At 62.2% G+C, this 22,620-nt stretch carries 20 protein-coding genes; 3 read left to right on the top strand and 17 right to left on the bottom strand.

Translation table 11 applies throughout. The annotated features are described in order from the left end of the window. Nucleotide 1 precedes the first annotated feature (1 nt). The 13 genes from murB to C2E25_RS09050 form a co-directional block, all read right to left on the bottom strand. Nucleotides 2–934 carry a UDP-N-acetylmuramate dehydrogenase gene (gene murB, locus C2E25_RS09110; RefSeq protein WP_103115442.1) on the bottom strand — a complete coding sequence of 311 codons (933 nt, stop codon included), beginning with the start codon at nt 932–934 and terminating at the stop codon, nt 2–4. Next, a complete protein-coding gene (gene murC, locus C2E25_RS09105; protein WP_103115441.1) occupies nt 931–2,304 on the bottom strand; it encodes a UDP-N-acetylmuramate--L-alanine ligase in 1,374 nt (457 codons plus the stop codon). The genes murB and murC overlap by 4 nt, the downstream gene beginning before the upstream one ends. A gap of 7 nt (nt 2,305–2,311) precedes the next feature. Then, on the bottom strand, nt 2,312–3,385 hold the full coding sequence (gene murG / locus C2E25_RS09100; protein ID WP_103115440.1) for an undecaprenyldiphospho-muramoylpentapeptide beta-N-acetylglucosaminyltransferase: 1,074 nt from the start codon (nt 3,383–3,385) through the stop codon (nt 2,312–2,314). Then, on the bottom strand, nt 3,382–4,488 hold the full coding sequence (gene ftsW, locus C2E25_RS09095; RefSeq protein WP_103115439.1) for a putative lipid II flippase FtsW: 1,107 nt from the start codon (nt 4,486–4,488) through the stop codon (nt 3,382–3,384). The genes murG and ftsW overlap by 4 nt, the downstream gene beginning before the upstream one ends. A gap of 1 nt (nt 4,489) precedes the next feature. Further along, on the bottom strand, nt 4,490–5,851 hold the full coding sequence (murD, locus tag C2E25_RS09090; protein ID WP_103115438.1) for a UDP-N-acetylmuramoyl-L-alanine--D-glutamate ligase: 1,362 nt from the start codon (nt 5,849–5,851) through the stop codon (nt 4,490–4,492). A gap of 1 nt (nt 5,852) precedes the next feature. Beyond that, nucleotides 5,853–6,929 (bottom strand): phospho-N-acetylmuramoyl-pentapeptide-transferase, encoded by a 1,077-nt coding sequence (gene mraY, locus C2E25_RS09085; protein WP_085009477.1) that lies wholly within the window; start codon nt 6,927–6,929, stop codon nt 5,853–5,855. A gap of 8 nt (nt 6,930–6,937) precedes the next feature. After that, a complete protein-coding gene (locus tag C2E25_RS09080) occupies nt 6,938–8,326 on the bottom strand; it encodes a UDP-N-acetylmuramoyl-tripeptide--D-alanyl-D-alanine ligase (protein ID WP_103115437.1) in 1,389 nt (462 codons plus the stop codon). Continuing rightward, nucleotides 8,323–9,831 (bottom strand): UDP-N-acetylmuramoyl-L-alanyl-D-glutamate--2,6-diaminopimelate ligase, encoded by a 1,509-nt coding sequence (locus C2E25_RS09075; protein WP_103115436.1) that lies wholly within the window; start codon nt 9,829–9,831, stop codon nt 8,323–8,325. The genes C2E25_RS09080 and C2E25_RS09075 overlap by 4 nt, the downstream gene beginning before the upstream one ends. Before the next feature lie 36 nt (nt 9,832–9,867). Further along, on the bottom strand, nt 9,868–11,847 hold the full coding sequence (locus C2E25_RS09070; RefSeq protein WP_103115435.1) for a penicillin-binding protein: 1,980 nt from the start codon (nt 11,845–11,847) through the stop codon (nt 9,868–9,870). Continuing rightward, entirely contained in the window at nt 11,847–12,164 is a 318-nt protein-coding gene (gene ftsL / locus C2E25_RS09065) for a cell division protein FtsL (RefSeq protein WP_085009473.1), read from the bottom strand. The genes C2E25_RS09070 and ftsL overlap by 1 nt, the downstream gene beginning before the upstream one ends. Before the next feature lie 24 nt (nt 12,165–12,188). Beyond that, on the bottom strand, nt 12,189–13,130 hold the full coding sequence (gene rsmH / locus C2E25_RS09060; protein ID WP_103115434.1) for a 16S rRNA (cytosine(1402)-N(4))-methyltransferase RsmH: 942 nt from the start codon (nt 13,128–13,130) through the stop codon (nt 12,189–12,191). 6 nt (nt 13,131–13,136) lie between these two features. Further along, complete coding sequence (locus C2E25_RS09055) at nt 13,137–13,592, bottom strand: division/cell wall cluster transcriptional repressor MraZ (RefSeq protein WP_085009471.1); 456 nt, start codon at nt 13,590–13,592, stop codon at nt 13,137–13,139. Between the two features lie 230 nt (nt 13,593–13,822). Next, nucleotides 13,823–15,088, bottom strand: a complete 1,266-nt coding sequence (locus C2E25_RS09050; protein WP_103115433.1) for an HlyC/CorC family transporter — start codon at nt 15,086–15,088, stop codon at nt 13,823–13,825. Nucleotides 15,089–15,285: 197 nt separating this feature from the next. On the opposite strand from C2E25_RS09050, the gene ligA reads away from it, so the two are divergent. Next, a complete protein-coding gene (gene ligA / locus C2E25_RS09045; RefSeq protein ID WP_103115432.1) occupies nt 15,286–17,304 on the top strand; it encodes an NAD-dependent DNA ligase LigA in 2,019 nt (672 codons plus the stop codon). Then, entirely contained in the window at nt 17,301–17,576 is a 276-nt protein-coding gene (locus C2E25_RS09040) for an acylphosphatase (RefSeq protein ID WP_103115431.1), read from the top strand. Before ligA ends, C2E25_RS09040 begins: the two co-directional genes overlap by 4 nt. A 47-nt stretch (nt 17,577–17,623) precedes the next feature. Here the strand turns inward: C2E25_RS09040 and rsmI are convergent, their stop codons facing one another. The 4 genes from rsmI to C2E25_RS09020 all read right to left on the bottom strand — a co-directional run bounded on the left by rsmI (nt 17,624) and on the right by C2E25_RS09020 (nt 21,864). After that, nucleotides 17,624–18,436 (bottom strand): 16S rRNA (cytidine(1402)-2'-O)-methyltransferase, encoded by an 813-nt coding sequence (rsmI, locus tag C2E25_RS09035; RefSeq protein ID WP_103115430.1) that lies wholly within the window; start codon nt 18,434–18,436, stop codon nt 17,624–17,626. Between the two features lie 175 nt (nt 18,437–18,611). Then, nucleotides 18,612–20,558 (bottom strand): NAD(+) synthase, encoded by a 1,947-nt coding sequence (locus C2E25_RS09030; protein WP_103115429.1) that lies wholly within the window; start codon nt 20,556–20,558, stop codon nt 18,612–18,614. A gap of 299 nt (nt 20,559–20,857) precedes the next feature. After that, complete coding sequence (locus C2E25_RS09025; RefSeq protein WP_103115428.1) at nt 20,858–21,226, bottom strand: YraN family protein; 369 nt, start codon at nt 21,224–21,226, stop codon at nt 20,858–20,860. Beyond that, a complete protein-coding gene (locus tag C2E25_RS09020; RefSeq protein WP_281249642.1) occupies nt 21,223–21,864 on the bottom strand; it encodes a ribonuclease HII in 642 nt (213 codons plus the stop codon). The genes C2E25_RS09025 and C2E25_RS09020 overlap by 4 nt, the downstream gene beginning before the upstream one ends. A 140-nt stretch (nt 21,865–22,004) precedes the next feature. On the opposite strand from C2E25_RS09020, the gene C2E25_RS09015 reads away from it, so the two are divergent. Next, the gene (locus C2E25_RS09015) at nt 22,005–22,196 is read left to right on the top strand and encodes a hypothetical protein (protein ID WP_085009463.1); all 192 of its coding nucleotides are present in this window, start codon (nt 22,005–22,007) and stop codon (nt 22,194–22,196) included. The last annotated feature ends 424 nt before the right edge of the window (nt 22,197–22,620 follow it).

Raw genomic sequence — 22,620 nt, 5'->3', positions numbered from 1 at the left:
CCTATTTCTCCGCCGGGCGGTCCGGGTTGTCTTCACCGACCACCTTTACTTCGGTTTCCAGTTCCACTCCACAGCAAGTTCTGACTTTTTCCTGCACCAGCCCGATCAGCTCAAGAATCTGCCCGGCACCGGCTCCGCCGCGATTGACGATAAAATTGGCATGCCGCGGTGAAACCTGGGCCGGCCCAACGGCCAGGCCGCGCAATCCGGCGGCATCGATCAGCTTCCAGGCCACCTCTCCCGGCGGGTTCTTGAACACCGAACCGGCATTGGCTCCACCGACCGCCTGGGAACGACGCCTGGCCGCCAGCAATGCGTCAACCCGGTTCCGCAACGGGGTCGGCGCCCCCTGCTGCAGCTGCAGGGCAACCCGCAACACCAGTTGCCCGGGACCGATATTGGATCCGCGATACACGCATCCGACCTCCGCGGCGCTCCAGATCTCGCGGCGACCGGCATTGAACAGTTCCACCTGCTGCAGACAGTCGCCGATGTTCCGACCATGGGCCCCGGCATTGGTCACCAGGGCGCCGCCGACAGTTCCTGGAATTCCGGCCAGTTCCTCCAGCCCAGCCAGTCCGGAAGCAACGCAGCGCCGCACCAGCAGCGGCAGCCACAGCCCGCATTCGGCCTCAACGCGCCCATCAGCGCCGACCTGCAGACCATCCAGGCGGCGGGTCTGGACGACCAGTCCGCGAATACCGCCATCGCGTACCAGCAGATTGCTGCCGGCGCCGATCACCGTCCAGGGCTGACCGCATCGAACCGCCTGCTCCAGAGCCGAAAGCAGCTGCTCCGAATTCTCCGGCTGATAAAAGAGGTCCGCCGGGCCGCCAACCCGCCAGCTGGTCCAGCGACTGAGCGGTTCGTGGCGACGCAGCACGCCGCCCGACTTGCTGAGGTTGTCAAAGAGCTGTTGCAGCCCGTTTTTCATCGGGCCAAGCGTTGCGCCAGTTCCCTGGCCGTCTGCCAGATACTGCCGGCGCCGAGGGTGATCACCAGGTCACCCGCTTCAAGTTCATCTTCCAGGTGCTTCAGCACCGCCTCCTGATCCCCGCACCAGGTGACATCCCGGTGACCGTGGCCGCTGATGCCGGCAACCAGGGCCTCGGCCGAAATATCCGTCAACGGTTCTTCACCCGCCGCGTAAATGTCCATCACCAGCAGCTTGTCGGCATCGTAGAAAGCGGTGGTGAAATCCTCGAACAGTGCCCGGGTACGACTGTAGCGATGCGGCTGAAAAACCGCGATCACCCGGCGATCCGGCCATCCGCTCCGCGCCGCGGCCAGGGTGGCGCGAATTTCAGCGGGATGATGCCCGTAATCATCCACCACCATGATGTCTCCGCCGCTCGGCAGAATCTGGAAACGCCGCTGCACACCACCGAAACCGTTGAAACCTTCGGCAATCTTTTTGAACGACAGTCCCAGTTCCATGGCCACCGCCACCGTCGCCAGGGCATTGAGGACATTGTGCCGTCCCGGCATCCGCAGCGACAGCTCGCCCAGCAGTCCGTCGCGATCATGGACCTTGAAGCGGGTCGCGTCGGCCTTATGCTCGACATCGGTGGCATAGATATCCGCCTGGGTCGCCAGGCCGTAGGTGACGAAGCGTTTGTTGACCCGCGGGATAATCTCCTGAATGTTGGCATCATCGAGACAGAGGACCGCCAGTCCGTAAAAGGGAACCTTGTTGATAAAGTTGACAAAGATCGTCTTGATTTCATCCAGGCCGCTGTAAAAATCAAGATGGTCGGCGTCGATATTGGTCACCACGGCGATGGTCGGGCTGAGATGCATGAACGAGCCGTCCGACTCGTCCGCCTCGGCGACCAGAAACTTGCCCCGTCCCAACTTTGCGTTGGATCCGAATGCGTCCAGCCGGCCACCGATGACCGCGGTCGGATCAAGCCCGCCGCGGGTCAGGACCGTCGCCACCATGCTGGTGGTGGTGGTCTTGCCGTGAGTTCCGGCCACGGCGACGCCGTATTTCATCCGCATCAGTTCCGCCAGCATCTCGGCCCGGGGAATCACCGGGATCAGGCGACGCTGGGCTTCCAGCACCTCGACGTTGTCATCACGAACCGCGGTGGAGGTCACCACGACGTCGGCTTCACCGATATTTTCCGCCACGTGACCGAACGAGATCAGCCCGCCGAGACTTTGCAGCCTGCGGGTGGATTCGCTCTCCCTGAGATCGGATCCGGAGACCTGGTAGCCGAGGTTGAGCAGCACCTCGGCGATGCCGCTCATGCCGATACCGCCGATGCCGACAAAATGTATGTTGCGTATTTTGCCATACATGATCAGCTCATCCTTTCCGGGCCATGGCCCGGCACTGGTCAAGAATCAGTTCGGCGGCCTCCGGCCGCCCCAGGGACCGTGCCGCGCCGGCCATCTCCAGCAGTCGCCGGCGATCGTCAAGCAGGTCGGCCACCAGGGTCGCCAGCCGTTCTCCATCCAGCTGGGTCTGCGGCAACAGCAGCGCCGCCCCCTTTTTCGCCAGCGACCTGGCATTGGCATTCTGGTGATCCCCGGCCGCATGCGGATAAGGAACCAGCACCGCAGGCCTACCACAGGCGGTCAGCTCGGCAATGGTGGTCGCGCCGGCGCGGCAGACCACCAGTTGCGAACGGGCATAGACATCCGCCATATCATCGATGAAAGCCCTGACCTCGGCATCCTTCCAGTCGGCTTCACGATAGGCCCCCTGAACCATTTCCAGATCCTCATCACCGGTCTGATGAATAATCTTCAACCCCCCGCGCCAGGATTCGAGATGAGGAAGAGCCCCGACCATCGCCTGGTTGATGGCCCGCGCGCCGCGGCTTCCGCCAAAAACAAGCAGGGTCGGCGGGGATTCCGGCAGCGGCGGACAATCGGCCATCGCGCTGCGTACCGGGTTCCCGGTCAGCACCGTGTTGCCATGGAAGAAGACCGCGCTTTCGTCAAAGGTCAGGCAGATACGCCCGGCCAGTCGTCCCAGCAACCGGTTGGTCAGCCCCGGCGCGGCGTTCTGCTCATGGATCAGAATCGGACAGCCGCGCCGTTTCGCCGCCAGCAGCACCGGCCCGCTGGCATAGCCGCCGACACCGACCACCACGTCCGGACGGAACTGGTCGATAATCTTCAACGACTGCCGCAGACTGCGCAGCAGCTTCGGCGCCAGCGCCAGTTTCGCCGCCAGGCTCTTGCCGACGAAACCGGCGATATCGATGGTTTTCAGCGCCAATCCCAGCTGCGGCAGCACCCGTGCCTCGATACCTTTTTCGGTACCGACAAACAGGGTTTCCGCATCGGGCACAGTCCTCAGCAGCTGCTGGGCGATCGCCACCGCGGGAAAAAGATGTCCGCCGGTTCCACCGCCGGCCAGCAGCATTTTCATCGCACCTCCCCCGGGATCCGGCTGGAGATATTGAGCAGAATTCCCACCGCCATCAGGGTACAGACCAGGCTGGTCCCGCCGTAGGAAAGAAACGGCAGGGCCAGTCCCTTGGTCGGCAGCATGCCGAGGACTACCGCGATATTGGTGAAGGCTTCCAGGCCGATCAGCACTGTCAGACCGAAGGCCAGGTTGCGGCCGAAATCGTCGGGAGCGTGGAGCGCGGTCCTGATCCCGCGCAGTACCAGCACCAGGAAGATCAGAGTCGTCACCAGCACCCCGACATAGCCGAGTTCCTCACCGACCACCGAAAAGATGAAATCGGTATGCGCTTCGGGAAGGAAAAACAGCTTCTGCTTACCCTCACCCAGACCGCTGCCGAACCAGCCGCCGGTACCAAAGGCGATCCAGCTCTGGATAATCTGGAAGCCGGTGTCCGTCGGGTCATCCCAGGGATTGAGAAACGCCAGGATCCGTCGCCGCCGGTAATCGACCCCCATCACCAGGTAATAGGCGAAGGGAGCGGCCACCAGCACCGCCGACACCAGGTGCCGCCAGCGGGTTCCGGCGACCGCCAGCATACTCAGGGCCACGGCGGCCATGGTCACCGCGGCACCGAGATCGCGTTGTGCCAGCACGATGCCGAGCAGGAGCGCCAACACCACCATGTAGGGCATGAAGCCAACCTTCAGGGTTCTTATCTTCTCCCCCTTCTTGGCCAGGGAATGGGCCATGAAAATCACCAGGGCGAGCTTCGCCAATTCCGACGGCTGCAGGGAAAAACCGGGTAGCCTGATCCAGCGACTGGCGCCGCCGGCGCGGTTGCCGAGGCCGGGGACGAACACCAGCAGCAACAGCAGCCCGCAGAAAAAGAACAGCGGCACCGCCAACTTGCGCAAGCGGTGGTAGTCAAACTGCATCAGCCCGGCCAGCAGCGTCAATCCGATCAGGGCGAAGAGGCCCTGGCGCTTGAGGAAGAAGAATCCGTCGGCATATTTTTTCGCCGCCATGATCGACGACGAGGAGTAGACCATCACCACGCCGAAGCAGGTGAGGGCCACCGCCAGCATCAGGATCGTGCGATCATGTCCGCTGCGAATTTCCATCCTAGCGATCCTCGTTTCCGGGCAGGGCGTTCACCAGGCGGATGAAACGGTCGCCGCGCTGCTCAAAGTCGGCAAACATGTCAAAACTGGAACAGCCCGGTGAAAGCAGCACCGTGCCGCCTTCGGCAGTCACCGCCCGGGCACGATCGACAGCCACGTCGAGACCGGGACAGAGTTCAATTTCACTGCAACCTTCAAGTTCCACCGCGATTCTCCCGGCGGCCTCGCCGATCAGCAGCAGATGCCGCACCTTCTCGCGAACCAGGGACGCCAGCTGCCGAAAATCGCCGCCCTTGTCCCGGCCGCCGGCAATCAGCGTCACCGGCGCATCCAGGCCGGCGAGGCTCTTCAGCACGCTGCCGACATTGGTCCCTTTTGAATCGTTGATCCAGTCAACACCGCCCAACGTCCGCACCTGTTGCATGCGATGAGGCAGACCGCTGAACTCACAGGCCGCCTGCCAGATCAGCTGCGGGTCACACCCTTCCAGCAGCGGCGGCAGCAGGGCCGCCATGACATTTTCCAGATTGTGAGCCCCGCGCAGCCTGAGCTGGTTGATGGCGAAGCGCTGTTCGCCCCCCTGCCACCGCCAGACGATCTCCTTCCCTTCCCGGCAGATCCCTTCCGACAGACATCTCTCCGAGGAAAACAACACCCGGCGTCCCGGCAGGTCGGCGGCGATTTCCCGGACCAGGGGATCATCAGCATTCAGAATGGCGACATCCGCGGACCGCTGGTTTTCAAACAGCCGCAGCTTGGCCCGCAGGTAGGCATCCATGTCGGCGTAGCGGTCGAGGTGGTCGGCGCTGAGATTGAGCAGCATCCCGTACCGGGGCCTGAAGTCTGCGATCGTTTCCAGCTGAAAAGAGGAAAGCTCGACCACCAGGTACTGCCAGTCAGCGCTATCCACCGCTTCAATCAACGGCGTACCGAGATTGCCGCCGACGAAAGTTCCGCAGCCGGCCCGTCGGAACATCTCACCGCACAGGGCGGTCGTGGTCGACTTGCCGTTGGTGCCGGTGATGCCGACCAGCGGCGCGTCCAGATCACGCCAGGCGATTTCCACTTCCCCGACCACCGGCACGCCGGCGGCGCGCGCCTGCTGCAGAACCGGCAGATCGCTCGGCACGCCGGGGCTGATCACCACCAGGTCGGCGGCCTTCAGCAGCCCGGAATCGTGACCGCCGAGATCGAAACGCACTCCGTCGAGACCGGACTCGTCAAGGGAGTCGATCTGCTCACGGCGACGACGATCCGAAAGCACGACTTGCGCGCCCCGGCTGCAGAAATAGCGACTCAGGGCCCGGCCGCTGCGACCCGCCCCGACGACGACAATCTGCATGTTTTCATAGCCGTGCTTCATGTCACCTCAACTTCAGCGTCGACAGGGCCACCAGCGCCAGGATGATGCTGATGATCCAGAAACGGACAATGATTTTCGGTTCCGGCCAACCCTTGAGCTCGAAATGATGATGAATCGGCGCCATGCGAAAAATCCGCCTGCCGTAGAGACGAAACGAGGTCACCTGGACAATGACCGACAGCGCCTCCATGACAAAAATGCCGCCGACGATGATCAGGACGATCTCCTGCTTGGTGATCACCGCGATGGTCCCGAGGGCGCCGCCGAGGGAGAGACTGCCGACATCCCCCATGAACACCTGCGCTGGGTAGCTGTTGAACCAGAGGAAGCCGAGCCCGGCACCGATCATCGAGCCGCACAGCACCGCCAGTTCTCCGGCACCCGATATCGAACTGATCTGCAGGTAGGCGGCGACCTTGGCATGACCGGCCACATAAGCGAAGACCAGGTAGGTGGCCGAGGCGATGATCATCGGTCCGATCGCCAGACCGTCCAGCCCGTCGGTCAGGTTGACCGCATTGCTGGCACCGACAATGACCACCATGGCGAAAAGGATATAGAAGGCTCCCAGGTCCGGTTTCACCCCTTTGAAAAAAGGGACCGCCAGGGTGGTCTCGAAGGAGGGCAGCAGGTAAAGACTGCCTCCGGCGGCGGCCGCCACCGCCAGCTGCCAGAACATCTTCTGGCGCGGCCGCAGCCCGTCACTGTTCTTCAGCTTGATCTTGCGATAGTCATCGACGAACCCGATCGCCCCGTAACCGATCGTTACCAGCAGAGTGACCCAGACATAGTAATTGGTCAGGTCGGCCCACAGCAGGGTCGGCAGGACGATAGCAAACAGGATCAGGGTGCCGCCCATGGTCGGCGTCCCCTCTTTTTTAAAGTGCGATTCGGGTCCCAGCTTGCGGATCTGCTGACCGATCTGCAGTTCGGAAAGCTTGCGGATCAGCCAGGGGCCGATAATGAACGACAGAACCAGCGCGGTAATCGCCGCGTAAATGGTGCGGAAGGTGATGAAGCGGAAGACGTAGAACGCCGAGAATTCCGTGTGCAACGGGTAGAGCAGGTGATACAGCATCCGTCCCCCTAGTTTCCGGCCGAACGCGGCTTGGCCGCGCTGAGCCCTTCGGCAATCCGTTCCATCCGCATACCGCGCGATCCCTTGATCAGCACCCGGTCACCACTGCGCAGAGCCCGGCCGAGACAACTGACCGCTTCTTCGTGGCTGGCGGCAATCCGCACCCGGCGGGCACTGAGACCGGCGGCGCGGGCGCCGCGGGCCATTGCCTCGGCCATGTCGCCGAGAAGCAGCAGCAGGTCGCAATACTTGGCGGCGAAAGCGCCGACCTCCTGGTGCAGACGCTCACTCTCATCCCCCAACTCCAGCATGTCACCGAGTACCGCCATCCGCCGGCCGCCGCCGTTGAGCTGGTCGAGCGCCTCCAGCGCGGCCCCCATGCTCAGGGGGTTGGCATTGTAATAATCCTTCAGCAGCACCACGCCGTTGGCAAGGGTCACGGCTTCCATCCGCCCGTCGAGCGGCCGGTAACTCTGCAGACCGGCAACGATTTCAATCGCGGGAACATCGAGCGCCATAGCGATCGCAGCGGCCGCCAGCGCGTTGAGAACATTGCAGCTGCCGGCCACCGGCAGCACCACCGGCAGCACCTCACCCCGCAGATGAAGCTTGAAGCGGACCTGGCGACCACGGGCGACGATCTCTTCGGCCCGCACCTCGGCCTGCCCGGAAAGACCGAACAGCAGCCGCCTGACGCCGTTGGCGACCGGAATCGCCGCCACATGGGGATCATCGGCATTGATAACCGCAGTGGTTCCGGCCTGCAGGGCGGCAAACAGCTCCCCCTTGGCGCGGGCCACCCCGTCAAGTCCATGTAGAGTTTCGAGATGCGCCGGACCGACGTTGGTGATCAGACCGATGTTCGGCGCGGCGATCTCCGCCAGGCGGGCAATCTCGCCGCGGGCGCTCATACCCATCTCGACCACCGCCCAGGCGTGATCCGGACGGAGCTGCAGCAGGGTCTGCGGCAGACCGACCAGGTTGTTGAAATTACCGGCCGACTTCAGCCCCTCGGCGGTACGGGAGAGGATCGCGGCCAGCATCTCCTTGGTGGTCGTCTTGCCGGTGGATCCGGTGATCGCCACCAGTGGTCCCCGATAGCCGCGCCGGACACCGGCGGCCAGATCACCCAGTGCCCGCAAAGTATCAGCCACCTGGATGACCGGCACCTTCAAACCGCCGATGACCTCCTCGCTGAGACAGGCCTCCGCCCCGTTGCGCAGGGCGCGTACCAGGAAATCATGACCGTCGTAGTTCGGTCCGCGCAGGGGAATGAAAAGTTCCCCCGGATGGATGGTGCGGCTGTCGGTGGACACACCGCAGATCTCTCCGCGAGCATTTGCCGGGGTGAGACGACCACCGGTCATATCCGCAATCTGTTGCAGAGACAGTTTCATGGCTGTTCTTTCCGGCGCGCCAGCGCCGCCAGCAGTTGCTCACGGTCATCGAAATGAATCTTCTGCCGACCGACAATCTGGTAATCTTCATGCCCCTTGCCGGCGACCAGCAGCATATCACCGGTCTTCAGCAGTTTTACGGCAACATCAATGGCTTTCCCGCGGTCGGGGATGACCAGGTAGCCACTGGCCCCGGCCGCGGCCTGATCCGGGTCGATCCGCTGCCGGTCGACCCGTTCCAACCCGGGCAGAATATCGGCAATAATCGCCTGCGGATCCTCTGTACGGGGATTATCGGATGAAACAATCGCCAGATCGGCCAGGCGACCGGCCACCTCTCCCATCACCGGCCGCTTGCCGCGATCACGGTCACCACCACAACCGAACAGACAGATGAGACGCTCCGGCTGCAGGCTTTTAAGCGTTTCAAGGGCCTTTTCCAGGGCATCGCCGGTGTGGGCATAGTCAACCAGGAGATGGGCCCCGAGGTTATTGGCGACCGGCTCGAGCCGACCGGGAACCCGGCTGACATCCGCCAGCCCGCTCTCGATCTGTTCTTTTGTCAGATCAAGAGCAACACCGACGGCGGCTGCGCACAACAGGTTGGAAAGATTGAAATGACCGAGCAACGGGGAGCGCAGCTGCAACTCGCCATGCGGAGTCACCACCCGCGCCTGGATACCTTCCAGGCCCACCCGCGATGAAAGCAGCCGGACCCTGGCGTCTACATCCCGGCCGCAGGTGATCGCCTCGGGAAGCTCTCCGGCCAGTCGCGCGCCATAAGGGTCATCGACGTTGATGACCGCCAGTGGAGCCTTCCCCCCGTCCGTGGACCGGAAGAGTCGGCTTTTAGCGGCGAAATAGCCTTCCATATCGCGGTGATAGTCGAGATGCTCGGGGGTCAGGTTGGTAAAGACCGCAACGTCGAAGGAAACCCCGGCCACCCGCTGCTGGTCGAGGGCGTGCGAACTGACCTCCATCACCAGACTGTCACTGCCGGCCTGCCGGAACTGGTCAGCGAGACGCTGCAGGTCGAGAGACTCCGGAGTGGTGTTGGGGGCCGGATAGCACCGGTCGGCAAAACGGTAGGCGACGGTGCCGGTAACCGCCGGTCGACGACCGGCGGCGGCCAGCAATGACTCCACCAGGTAGCTGATGGTCGTTTTGCCGTTGGTGCCGGTAATCCCGACCACCGTCATGGCCGCCGTCGGATCGTGGTAAAAGGTACGGGCGGCCTCGGCCAGGGCGTGACGCGCATCCCTCACCCGAATCGCCGCGACCGTTTCCGGAAGATTCATCTCCCGTTCCGAGACCACGGCCGCGGCCCCGGATTCAACGGCATCGGCGATAAAACGATGGCCGTCAGTCAGGGCTCCCGGCAAGGCAAAGAACAACCCGCCGGCAGTCACCCGGCGGGAATCATAGTACAACGCGCCGATTTCAACTTCGCGCACCCCACGCGTCTGGAGGGGATGAAGATTGGGTATTATATCGGCAAGTCTCATCGGAATCCCTATTGTCCTACTCTTGTGGGGATAAAGTCAAAGTCGGCGGCTGAAGGACTGGGCCAGCCGGACCCAGGTTTCGCTGCCGTAACTGACCTTCTGCCCCGGCCGGGGAGATTGTTCAACCACCCGGCCGCTGCCGCGCAGACGAACATTCAGTCCGGTCCGTTCCATGGTCTGCAGTACCTGGCGCATGCTCATGCCGATGAAACTCGGCATCAGCGGCGCACCATCAGCGCCATTGGCAACCCTCGCCACCGGCATCACCGGCGCGGCATCCTTCACCAGTACCGGCAATGGTGCGAGGCGCGGCCCATTGATCGGCCGCCGGGGAGCCACCTTCATCTGCGCCAGCGCCTGGCTGGCGATGCGGGAAAACACCGGCGCCGACACCAGACCGCCATACGATTTCCCCTGCGGCTCGTCAATCATCACCAGGATCACCAGGCGGGGGTCTTCGGCCGGAACAAAACCGGCAAAACTGGCCAGGTAGCGATCCCGGGAATAACCGCCGGTCACCGGGTCGACCTTCTGCGCGGTACCGGTCTTGCCGGCGACCTTGAATCCGGGCACCGCCGCCAGGGTTCCGGTACCACCCTTTTCAACCGCCCCTTCCAGCATCCTGGTTACAATCGCCGCGGTCTCTTCGGAAATGACCCGCCTCACCACCTCGGGTCCATGCGACTCGACCACCTGCCCGTAACCGTCAACCACCCGCTCCACCAGATAGGGACGCATAAGGGTGCCGCCATTGGCGATGCTCGCCAGGGCGGTCGCCAGTTGCAGCGGCGTCACCATCAGCCCCTGCCCGAAAGAGATCGCCGCCAGGTCGACATCAAACCATTCCTCCGGCGGCCGCAACAGCCCCGGGGATTCTCCCGGCAATTCGATACCGGTCACCGAGCCGAAACCGAAATCGCGCAACGCCCGGTAGAAACGTTCCCTATCCATCGCCTGACCGATCTTGGCGGCGCCGATATTGGAACTGTACTTGAGGATCTCGGCGACACTCAGCCTGCCATAGGGATGGTGGTCATGGATGGTCTTGCCGCCGACCCGGTAAACTCCCTTTTCGCAGTAAATAACCTGGTCCGGCCGGACGACCTTTTTATCCAGGGCCGCTGCCAGCAGAAATGTCTTGAGAGTCGAACCGGGCTCATAGGCGTCGGCAATCGCCCGGTTGCGATAATTGCCCGGACCATACTTGCTGAACGCGTTGGGATTGAAATCGGGCTGGCTGGCCATGGCCAGCACCTCGCCCGTCCGCGGGTCCAGAACCACGGCCGAGCCGGACTTGGCACGCACTGCCCTGACCCCGGCTGCAAGCTCCTTTTCAACGATATACTGGATATTTTTATCCAGCGTCAGATGCAGGCTGCCGCCCCTCCGGGCGCCGCTGACCAATCCATCACCGGCGCCTATACCACGACCGAGATTGTCTCGTTCGGTGACCAGAAAGCCACCCTCGCCGAGCACCGCGCTGTCGTAACGCAACTCAAGACCTTCGAGTCCATGCGGATCGAGGCCGGTAAAACCCAGCACCTGGGCACCGAGCGAACCGTTGGGATAATAGCGCTTGTGCTCCTTGATGAAATGCACCCCGGGCACCCCGAGGGATTTCACCCGCATGCTCTCGGCCGGAGAAACCTGTCGCTTGAGCCAGACGAAACCACGGCGTGAGGAAAGCTTGGCCTTCAAGGTCCGCTTCTTCAGGCCGACCGTCGGTGCCAGTTCGCGCACCACGGATGCGGTCTTCTTGACCTGGGCGGGGTTGACGTAGATGGAATCAACCTCGATGCTCAAAGCCAGCTCCTCGCCGTTGCGATCGTAAATGGTGCCCCGCTGCGGGGTGAGCGGAATCACCCGCTGATGCTGCCGTTCGGCCCGTCGCAGCCATTCCTCCTGCCCGCGCACCTGGAGCAGGTAAGCCCTGACGACGACCAATCCGAAGGCCACCACGAACAGCAACCCGAAAACCCTGATCCGCCAGTGGTGTCCCTGCCCCGACCTGGTCATCAACGAACCGGAATAATCTGTCGCGATGTTGGAAAGCGCAATCCCAGATCACGTCTGGCCAGCGCCTCAATCCGGTCCGGACGGCTCAGGCTGGCCGCCTCCAGACGCAACTGCTGTGTCTGCTGCCCCAGGGCGCGCAACTCTGACTCAAGCCGCGAGATGTCGTAATCGAGATTGACCACCTGCAGGCGGGACCAGACGATAAACAGACTCACCGCCAGGACCAGACCGAGGAACAGGAATGTCGGCAGCAACTGGGGACGATGCAGACTGAACCCATTGATTTTCGGGATTGGCTTGAGAAGAGTATCGGCCATACCACCCTCCCTTCACGTGAACTTTCACAATTTTTCAACGGCCCGCAGAACAGCACTGCGCGCCCTGGCATTCAACTCGATTTCTTCATCACCGGGGCGCCGCACCTTACGGGTCAGAATGCGGACCGCCGGAGTTTGACCACATTGGCAGATTGGCAGTCTGGGAGGGCAGATGCAGCCGCGGGCCGCCTCCTGAAATGCCCGTTTAACAATGCGGTCTTCCAGCGAATGAAAACTGATCACCACCATCCGCCCCCCCGGGCGAAGTCGTCGGATCCCCCGGGCCACCCCCTCGGAAACCTGATCCAGCTCGCCATTGACATAAATGCGCAACGCCTGAAAAACGCGCGTCGCGGGATGAATCCGGCGGCTGTCCCGGGAAGCCGGAACCACCTCCTTCACCAGTTCGGCCAACTGCTTCGTCGTCACCAGCGGCTCTTCTTCGCGCCGGGCGACAATCCTGCGGGCGATGCGTCTGGCAAAACGCTCTTCGCCGTAAGTGCGGAAAATATCCGTCAACTCATCGGCATCCCGACGCGCCAGGACTTCGGCCGCCGTCTCGCCCGCCTCCCGGTCCATGCGCATATCAAGCGGCCCCTCATGGCGAAAGGAAAAACCGCGTTGCGGAGTATCGATCTGGTGCGAGGAAACCCCGAGGTCGAGCAGCATGCCGTCAAGCCGATCAATGCCGAGATCCTCCAGAACCTCCTCAAAGTCGGCAAAAGGCGCATGCCGCAACACCACCCGGTCGGCAAAAGGCTTCAACTCGTCCGCCGCCGCGGCCAGGGCCGACCGGTCCCGATCAAGGCCGATCAGGCGTCCATCCGGAGCGCTCGCCTGCAGCACCAGGCGGGCGTGCCCACCGCCACCGACGGTTCCGTCAAGATAGACGCCACCGGAACGGGGAGCGAGAAACTCCAGGACCTCGACCGGCATGACCGAAAGATGCTCGAAGGCCGCCGTCATCAAAAATCAAAGACCAAGGTTGTAACGGACTTCGGGTTTCTGTTTGAGACGCTCCTGGGCCTCGGCACGCTGAGCGGCATGCTGATTGCGGTTCATCAGCAGGATCTTGTTGTTCAGGCCGATTGCCACGAAATCCCTCACTTCACCCACAAGACCGGCATGTTCACGCAGGGAATGGCTGAGCTGCACCCGCCCCTGCTTATCGAAACTGCATTCCACCGCCGGCGAAACCGTTGTCATGTAAAGGTCCTCACGATCCTGGGTCGGCGGCAGCGCGTCAATTCTGGCAACAATTTCCTCCCACTGCGGAACGGGGTAGCAGACGATGCCGCCATCCCCTTCGGTCAACACCAGGCGATTGTCTCCGTAAGCCGCGGCCAGCTCGTCACGGAACTTCGCCGGGATGCTCGCCCGCCCCTTGGGGTCGATGGTGTTGTAGAATTTTCCGCGGAAAGTGACCATTGACACCTTTTTGACCTCGTTTAACACCTTTCACCACTTTTCGTGAAAGAATACTGGGAGTCAACCCTCCTGTCAAGGAGATTCAGGCAATTTTTTAAGGGGTTAGGCTGTCTGAAGGAGGGAGATCGACGGCTCGAAACTGACGCGGACGAGGAGAAAATAAAAACAGACTGAAATTTCCCGGGGAGAAAAGAAGGATCAGTGGCGAAAAGCAGGTCAGGAAAAGCGGATCAACCCTGGTCCCCGGGGGGAGAGGAAGGCAACCTCATCTCGATTTCCTCGATACGACGTTCCTCCATCTTGCGAACGACAAAGGTTACGCCATCGGCCCGGCAACTCTCCCCGGGCCGCGGAATACTGCCCAGGGTACGCAACACGAATCCGGCCAGGGTGGTGGCGTGGGTCTCGGAGAGATCCAGGCCGAAACGGCGGTTGACGGTGCGGATCGAGGCGCTGCCGTCGACCAGGAAACGATCCGGTTCGATTTCGCGGAAAAGGACTTCCTCGGCATCGTATTCATCCTGGATTTCACCGACGATCTCCTCCACCACGTCCTCAAGCGTGACAATCCCCTCGACCCCACCGTACTCGTCAACCACCACCGCCAGGTGGATACGCCGTCGCCGAAAAGACTGCAGCAGTGTTTCGATCTGCTTCGATTCGGGGACGAAATAAGGCGCCCGGGCAAGTTTCCGCAACGAAAACTCGTCGGGACGATGGACGTAATTGAGAATCTCCTTCGAATGAATGATGCCGATGATATTATCCAGCTCACCGTCGAATACCGGAAAGCGGGAGTGGCGTGCCTGCTGCACGGCCTCAAGGACCTTGTCAAAGGGAGTGTCAAGTTCGATGCCGACCACCTCGGTGCGCGGAATCATCACGTCCCGAACCCGGATCTGCGACAGCTCGAAAACACCATGCAGCATCCGGTGCTGCTCCTTGGCCACCACCCCTTCTTCACCGCCGACGCTGATCATGGTACGGATCTCGTCCTCGGAAATCAACGGGCGTTCCTCCTCGCCCGGCATGACCCGCGTCAGCAGACCGGACAGAAAACTGACCAGGGTCACCAGCGGGAACAGCAGCAACATCACCAGCAGAATCGGCCGCAGAACCAGGAAACAGACCTTTTCCGGATAGCGGGCGGCATAGGTTTTCGGGCAGACCTCGGCAAACAGGAGCAGCAACGGGGTCAGAATCAGGATGGTGGCCAACTCTCCATGCTTGTCAAACCAGGCGATGAAGAGAGTGGTGGCGAAAACTGAGGCGGCAATATTGACCAGGTTGTTGCCGATCAGGATGGCTGACAGGAGACGTTCGGGATTGCTCAACAGGGATTCGAGACGTTCGGCACCGGGACGTTTCTTTTCCACCAGGTAGCGGACACGCAACCGGTCAATGGCCGTCAGCGCCGTCTCCGACCCGGAAAAGAAGGCCGAAAGCAGAAAAAGAACGAACAGCGCCCCGAGGCGCAGGAGTTGGTCGTCGGGCATGCAGGCTCCAGTAGCTTGTTTGCCGGAGTTTAGCGCATCGAACGCGGGTTGACAATCACCTGAACCGCTCCTGTCGTCGCCCGCTGATCGCGGTGACGATTGAACCGGCCTGCCCCCTATGGTATATCCCAGACATCCGGACTCCGGAGACAGCACCGGAGCCGACAGTTGCAAGTATCTATCCCAGGAGACCTTCGATGCCCGACGACCAGGTTGTTGCCCGCCACAAGGCACTCTGCCAGGAAATTCTTCGCCACAACCGCCTCTACCACCGTCTTGACGCACCGGAGATCAGCGATGCTGAATATGACCTGTTGTTCCGGGAACTTCTCGCCATCGAGAAACAGTACCCGCAGCTCGCCACCCCCGACTCCCCCTCACAGCAGGTCGGCGCCGAACCGGTAGAAAAATTCTCCCCGATCCGTCATGCCCAGCCGATGCTTTCGCTGCGCAACGTGCGCAACGATGCCGAACTGCGTGATTTTGACCACAGCCTGCGCACCACTTTTCTCGCCCGCGAAAGCGAACTCGAATACTGCCTGGAACTCAAACTGGATGGGCTGGCGGTCGAACTGACCTATCGCGACGGCCGGCTGCTGCAGGCCAGTACCCGCGGCGACGGCATCACCGGCGAAGAGATCAGCGAAAACATCCGCACCATCGCCGGGCTGCCGAAACAGTTGCAGGGGGATTACCCGGACCTGGTCGATATCCGCGGCGAAGTCTTTTTCGACCTCGATGATTTCCGCCGTCTCAACCAGCGCCAGAGCGAAGCCGGGCTGAAACCTTTCGCCAACCCGCGCAACGCCGCCGCCGGCAGCCTGCGCCAGCTTGATGCCGCCGTCACCGCCGAACGCCCATTGCGCATCTTCTGCTACGGAGTCGGCCGCCTGAACGGGGCACAACCGGAAACCCAGTTCGGGCTGCTTGAAGCGATGGCCCGCTGGGGGCTGCCGGTCAACCTGGAGCAGACCCGGGTGGTCCGGGGGGTCGACGCCGTCGCCCGCCGCTACGCCGAAATTCTCGATTCCCGCGACAACCTTCCCTACGAAATCGACGGCATGGTGATCAAGATCAACGACCTCGACCTGCAACACGAAGTCGGCGAACTGAGCCGCTCGCCGCGCTGGGCCATCGCCTACAAGTTCCCGCCCAGGCAGGCGGAGACGGTGGTTGAAACGATCGGCCTGCAGGTCGGCCGCACCGGTGCCATCACCCCGGTCGCCCATCTGCGTCCGGTCAGTATCAGCGGTGTCACCGTCTCCCGCGCCAGCCTGCACAACTGGGACGAGATCAAACGTCTCGACCTGCGTATCGGCGACCGGGTGATCGTCGAACGGGCCGGCGACGTCATTCCCGACGTGGTGCGGGTCCTCAAAGACCAGCGCCGGGGGAATGAAACGACCTGCCCCGAACCGACCCTCTGCCCGGAATGCGGACAACCGGTCATACGCCGGGAGGAGGAAGTCGTGCCGCGCTGCGGCAATGCCCACTGCCCGGCCCGGACCCTGGAGCGAATCCGCCACTTCGTCTCGCGCAAGGCCATGGATATCGACGGCCTGGGGGAAAAACAGATCGCACAACTGATCGAACGGGGGAAAGTGGAGGATGTCGCCGAGCTCTACCTGTTACGGAAGGAAGACTTGTTCGAACTGGAACGCATGGGAGAGACTCTCGCCGCCAAGCTGCTGCAGGCCATCGACGCCAGCCGCACCCGCCCGCTGTCGAGGCTGCTGTTCGGACTCGGCATCCGCCACGTCGGGGAGCACACCGCCAGGGTGCTGGCCCGGCGCTATCCCGACCTCGACAGCCTGGCGGCGGCGACCGTCGACGATCTCAAGGCCATCCACGAAATCGGCGACAAGGTTGCCGAATCGCTGATTGACTTCTTCGCCGATCCCTGCCAGCTGGCACTGCTGGAAAAGCTGCGACGGGCCGGGGTTCATCCCGAGGCCGAGGCGACGGTGCAGCAGGACGGCCCTTTGAGCGGAAAGACCCTGGTCATTACCGGCAGCCTTGAGAGCATGAGCCGTAAACAGGCCGAAACAAGGGTTGAACAACTCGGCGGCCGCGCCGCCGGCTCGGTCAGCCGCAAGACCGACTACCTGGTGGCCGGCCCCGGCGCCGGCAGCAAGCTGGCCAGAGCTGAACAGCTCGGCATCGAAATCCTGGATGAAGAGGCCTTTCTACGTCTGATCGGGGAGGAGAAATCATGAGTGAAAGCTGCGCGCACCTGCTGATTTCAGGACGCGTCCAGGGGGTCTGGTACCGCGGCAGCACCAAGGACAAGGCCCGCGAACTCGGCCTGACCGGCTGGGTCCGCAATCTGCCCGACGGGCGGGTGGAGGCCCTGGCCTGCGGCCCGCAGGAACAGATCGAGGCGCTGATTCAATGGTGCCACCAGGGGCCTCCGGCGGCGCAGGTCAGTGAGGTGGAGGTGGATTGGCGGGAACCGGGAGAAACATTCGCCAACTTCAAAATTCGCTGAGGGCGACAAGAAACAGAGCAGAGCAGACGAGGGCGTATCGGCCGCCCTCACTTCCTTATAGCCAGCGCCCGTGCGTAGACTTCGCTCCCCGAGACCCCGTACACCTTCGCCAGTTCCCGGCTCACCTCCTTGAGCGGCCGGTCCAGCTCCAGTTCCCGGCGCAGGGCGGAGTCCAGGTCGAGTTCGGGTTCGACCGGTTCCGCCGGGGCCAGCAGCAGCACCACCTCGCCACGCACCTTCTCTGTCCGCCAGCGCTCAGCCAGTTCCCCGGCACTCCCGCGGCAAATCTCCTCGTGCAACTTGGTCAGTTCCCTGACCACCACCACGTCCCGCTGCGGGCAGAGTCCGGCCAGGTCGGCCAGGGTCGCCGCCAGCCGGTGCGGCGATTCGTAGAAGACCAGGGTCCGCTCCTCGCTGAGCAGCGCCGTCAGACGGTCCCGACGGGCCCCGGAGCGGGCGGGCAGAAAGCCTTCGAAAGCGAATCGGTCGGTCGGCAGGCCGCTGACCGCCAGCGAACTGACCGCCGCCTGCGGGCCAGGTACAATACTGACCCCGATCCCCGCCTCGTGACAGCGACGCACCAACCGGTAGCCGGGGTCAGAGATCGCCGGGGTACCGGCATCGCTGATCAGGGCGATATCCTTCCCCGACCGCAGCTCAACCAGCAGCTTCTCTCCCTTGTCCCGTTCATTGTGCTCGAAAAAGGAGGTCAGACGGGTGCTGATCCCGTAGTGCTGCAGCAGCTTGCGACTGTGGCGGGTGTCCTCGCAGGCGATCAGATCAACCTCCTTGAGTACGCGCACGGCGCGGAAGGTCATGTCTTCGAGGTTACCGATCGGGGTGGCGACGAGATAGAGCATAAAGAGGTTCGAGGCTAAAGGTTCAAGGCTAAAGGCTAAAGTGAGAGGCAATAAAGCTGCAAGGCTGATCAAAAAGTGTCAGATGCGAGGCGCCTGCAGGCCGAGGAGTGAGGTACAGCGGCAGCTACTCCGCAGCAACAAAGCCAAGGGCAATGAAACAGATGGCGTTTTTTCATCAGCCCTGCTCCAAAGCCTCAAGCTCTTTCAGCCAGAGGCAGACAGCCGCGTCGGACGGCATGCGCCAGTCGCCGCGCGGGGAGAGAACAACGCTGCCGACCTTGGGACCGTCGGGCAGACAGGAACGCTTGAACTGCTGACTGAAGAAGCGCCGATAGAAAACCTGCAGCCAGTCCAGAATAACCTTCGATTCATAACGCCCAAAGGCCTGGCCGGCAAAGGCAAGAATCTTGGCAGGCGGATAGTGCAGCCGCACGGCATGATAGAGGAAGAAATCATGCAACTCGTAGGGACCGACCGTTTCCTCGGTTTTCTGGCCGATCTCACCATTTTCGTCCGGCGGCAGCAGCTCCGGAGAAACCGGGGTGGCACCGATGTCGTGCAATACCGCCCGCGCCTCGCCGCTGAATCCGGTTTCGGCACACCAGTCGACCAGATAGCGGACCAGGGTCTTGGGAACCCCGACATTGACCGCGTACATCGACATGTGGTCGCCGTTGTAGGTACACCAGCCCAGCGCAAGTTCCGACAGGTCGCCGGTGCCGATCACCAGTCCGCCGAGCTGGTTGGCGACATCCATCAGGATCTGGGTCCGCTCCCGGGCCTGGGAATTCTCATAGGTGATGTCGTGATTCTTTTCATCCTGCCCAATGTCGGCGAAATGCTGCCGTACCGCCGCGTCGATGCCGATGACCTGGAGGCTGACCCCCAGCAGATCCGCCAGTTTTTCCGCATTGCCGCGGGTGCGGACGGTGGTGCCGAAACCGGGCATGGTGATCGCCTGGATACCCCGCCGATCAAGACCGAGGCGATCAAAGGCGCGGACCGCGACCAGCAGCGCCAGGGTCGAATCGAGTCCGCCGGAGATGCCGATCACCACCCGGCTGCTGCCGGTATGACGCAGACGGCGGGCCAGACCGGTGGTCTGGATGGCAAAAATCTCCTCGCAACGGACATCCCGTTCATGGTCACCCTCCGGAACGAAGGGACGCGGCGGAATCGGGCGGGCAAAATTTTTTGTCCGGACATCCTTGAGGACAAAGGGAATCCTGCGGCTCGCCGTGGCCGGACTGTCAGCGAAACTGGCGTTGCGCTGACGTTCCAGAACCAGGCGCTCCAGGTCGACATCGGCGCAGGCCAGCTGACTGTCAAAGCTGAAACGTTCGGTTTCCGCCAACTGCAAACCATTTTCAGCGATCAGACTGTGACCGGCATACACCAGGTCGGTACTCGATTCGCCCGGCCCGGCAGACGCGTAGGCATAGGCTGCCAGGCAGCGCGCCGACTGGGAGCAGACCAGCTGCCGCCGGTAATCCCGTTTGCCGAGAACCTCGGGGCTGGCGGAGGGATTGAGCAGCAGCGTGGCTCCGGAAACCGCCAGACGGCCGCTGGGCGGTTCAACCGCCCAGAGATCCTCGCAGACCTCCAGCCCGATACAACAGGCGGGAAAACCTTCGGCGGCAAACAGCAGATCGGTGCCGACGGGTATCCGCTCACCATCGAGACAGAAAGTATCGGACGTCAACTCACGGGCCGAACTGAACCAGCGCTGCTCGTAGAATTCCGCGGTATTGGGCAGAAAGGTCTTGGGAACCAGCCCGTGGACCCGGCCGGAAGCGATCAGGGCAGCACAATTGAAGAGCCTGCCGTCAAGCGCCAGCGGCAGCCCCGCCACCAGCACCAGGGAGTGTTCGGCGCTCAACCGGGCCAGTTCCTGCAGGGCCTGCAGGGCCTTTTCCTGCAGCAACGGCTGATAGAACAGATCGGCACAGCTGTAGCCGGTCAGGCAGAGTTCGGGCAACAGCAGCACTTGCGCCTTGCGCTCGGCAGCCTGCCCGGCCAGTCCGACGATCTGCCGCAGGTTGAAATCAATGTCGGCCACCCGCAGTTCGGGGGTTCCCACCGCAACCCGCACCAGCCCCAGTTTTCGCAAAGAATAGCTCATCTCTCTCCTGCCATCTGTCGTGTGCGACAACCTGAATCAGTGAGTTCCTGTCGGATGGAGAGTGCAAGTACTTGGTCTGAATGAGATTTTCTAAAATCTGAAACGCACCCATAGATTCGTTGGCAATTTTGGGAAAGCTCAGGCAGAGCAATGACTTTGTACCGGCCGCCGACAAGGGACTCTCTGACTCAGGTAAGCATAGGGGAAGTTCAGGGAATTGGCAAATTGAACCTCGCCTGGAGATGAATAGCGACTGAAGGGGGTGCGCAACGCAGCAGATGAGGGCATTTCAGCCGTACTCAGAAATCAAGCCCGAAGGCGTTGGGGAGATGCTCTATAAACGCCTCGTCCCGCCACTGCCGAACGGCAATCACATCGAAACGCGGCTGCAGCCGTCCGGCCAGCTGGTTGTTGAGATACCACTGGGCGGTGCGGATGATCTGCCGCTGTTTGAAAATGCCGACCGCTTCCTGCGGCAGGCCGCAGGCCTGGCCGCGACGGGTCTTGACTTCGACGAACAGGAGCAGACGGCGGTTGCGGGCGATGATGTCGATTTCGCCGACCCGGGTGCGATAGTTGCGCTCCAGAATCCTGAACCCCTGGCGACGCAGGAACAAAACAGCCTGCTCCTCCCCCCAGCGGCCCAGCGCCAGACGCTCCTCGGTCATGATCGCTCGAGATGCTCACGCACCCCACCGAAGGTCCGCCGATGCAGAGGACAGGGACCATGCTCGGCAATCGCCCGTCGATGAGCGGCACTGCCGTAGCCCTTGTGGCCGGCGAAGCCGTACTGCGGATAACGCCTGTCGTAGGCACACATCATCCGATCCCGCACCACCTTGGCAATCACCGAGGCGGCCGCGACCGACAGGGAACGGGAGTCACCTTTTTTCAGTGTCAACTGCGGGATCGTCGTCGGAATTCTGGAGATCCCGTCGACCAGCAGGTAATCGGCCGGGCAGCGCAGGCGCTCCACCGCCAGGCGCATCGCCGCCAGGGTGGCCTGGAGAATATTGCGCCGGTCCACCTCTTCGGCCGGCATGATGCCGACCCCTACGGCAGCCGCCTGGGAACGGATCTGCAGAAACAGTTCGGCACGCTTGCGGGCGGTCAGTTTTTTCGAATCGGTCAAGCCCGGCAGATCGAACCGTTCCGGCAGCACCACCGCCGCCGCCACCACCGGCCCGGCCAGGGGGCCGCGCCCGGCTTCGTCGATACCGGCAATGACCCGGTAGCCACGGGAACGGGCCTGCTGTTCAAAATAGAGATCGGTCGGAGCATCGACCGGAAAAAGATCCAGGGTCACGAATCCCTCCATGCGCCACCAGGCCGCCGAACCGCGGCGGGGGTGACAGCCGGAAAAAAGCCTTTGGCATTTTTAACTCATTGATATAAAATTCGCAAAATCTTTTCCAACCTGCACATTCATGTTTCAAGGAGGCAGCAATGCTACTGGCCTTATTCTTTCTGGCACTTTTTCTCTACCTGGTCTTTATCGTCGACTGGGATGTCGTTCGACCCGCGTTCGCCAAGGGCGGCTGGGTTGTCCTCGGCATCTACTGCCTGATCGCCGTCGGCTATTATGCCGCCAAGGCGAATCATGTGGTTGCGGCAGCCGGCATCAGCCACCATGGTTAGGTGGGAGGGTGATCGATAAGCACCTGCCTGCTGCGTTGCTCCCGCCCTCGGTCGCTGCGACGTAGCTTCCGCTACGCCTCACTCCTTCCGGCGGGAGACGCCTTGCATTCAGGTACTTCTCAATCACCTTCAACGGTTGTGCGTGGGTGAGCGTAAGCATCCGGGTTCCCACCCTCAACGGTTCCAGTGATTAATTGCTCAACAAATCGGCAACATCTCGAACAAGAATCCCATATCACCGTCTCAAGACGTTGGATTTTTTTATCAAATGAAGGCGCAGCCCAATGAGCGCGGAGGCGTAGCGACAACTACATCGCACAAGCGAAGCGGGTCTGCAACGCTGAGTTGATGAAAAAGCCGACGCCCGCAATCGGGTAGGAGGCGGGGTTGCCCCCGCCGTCCTCCCACACCACCGTGCGTACGG

It is taken from the genome of Geothermobacter hydrogeniphilus, assembly GCF_002898515.1.
GTDB lineage: Bacteria > Desulfobacterota > Desulfuromonadia > Desulfuromonadales > Geothermobacteraceae > Geothermobacter_A.
The sequence above is the reverse complement of the archived record's forward strand: the minus strand, read 5'-3'. Positions and strand labels throughout refer to the sequence as shown.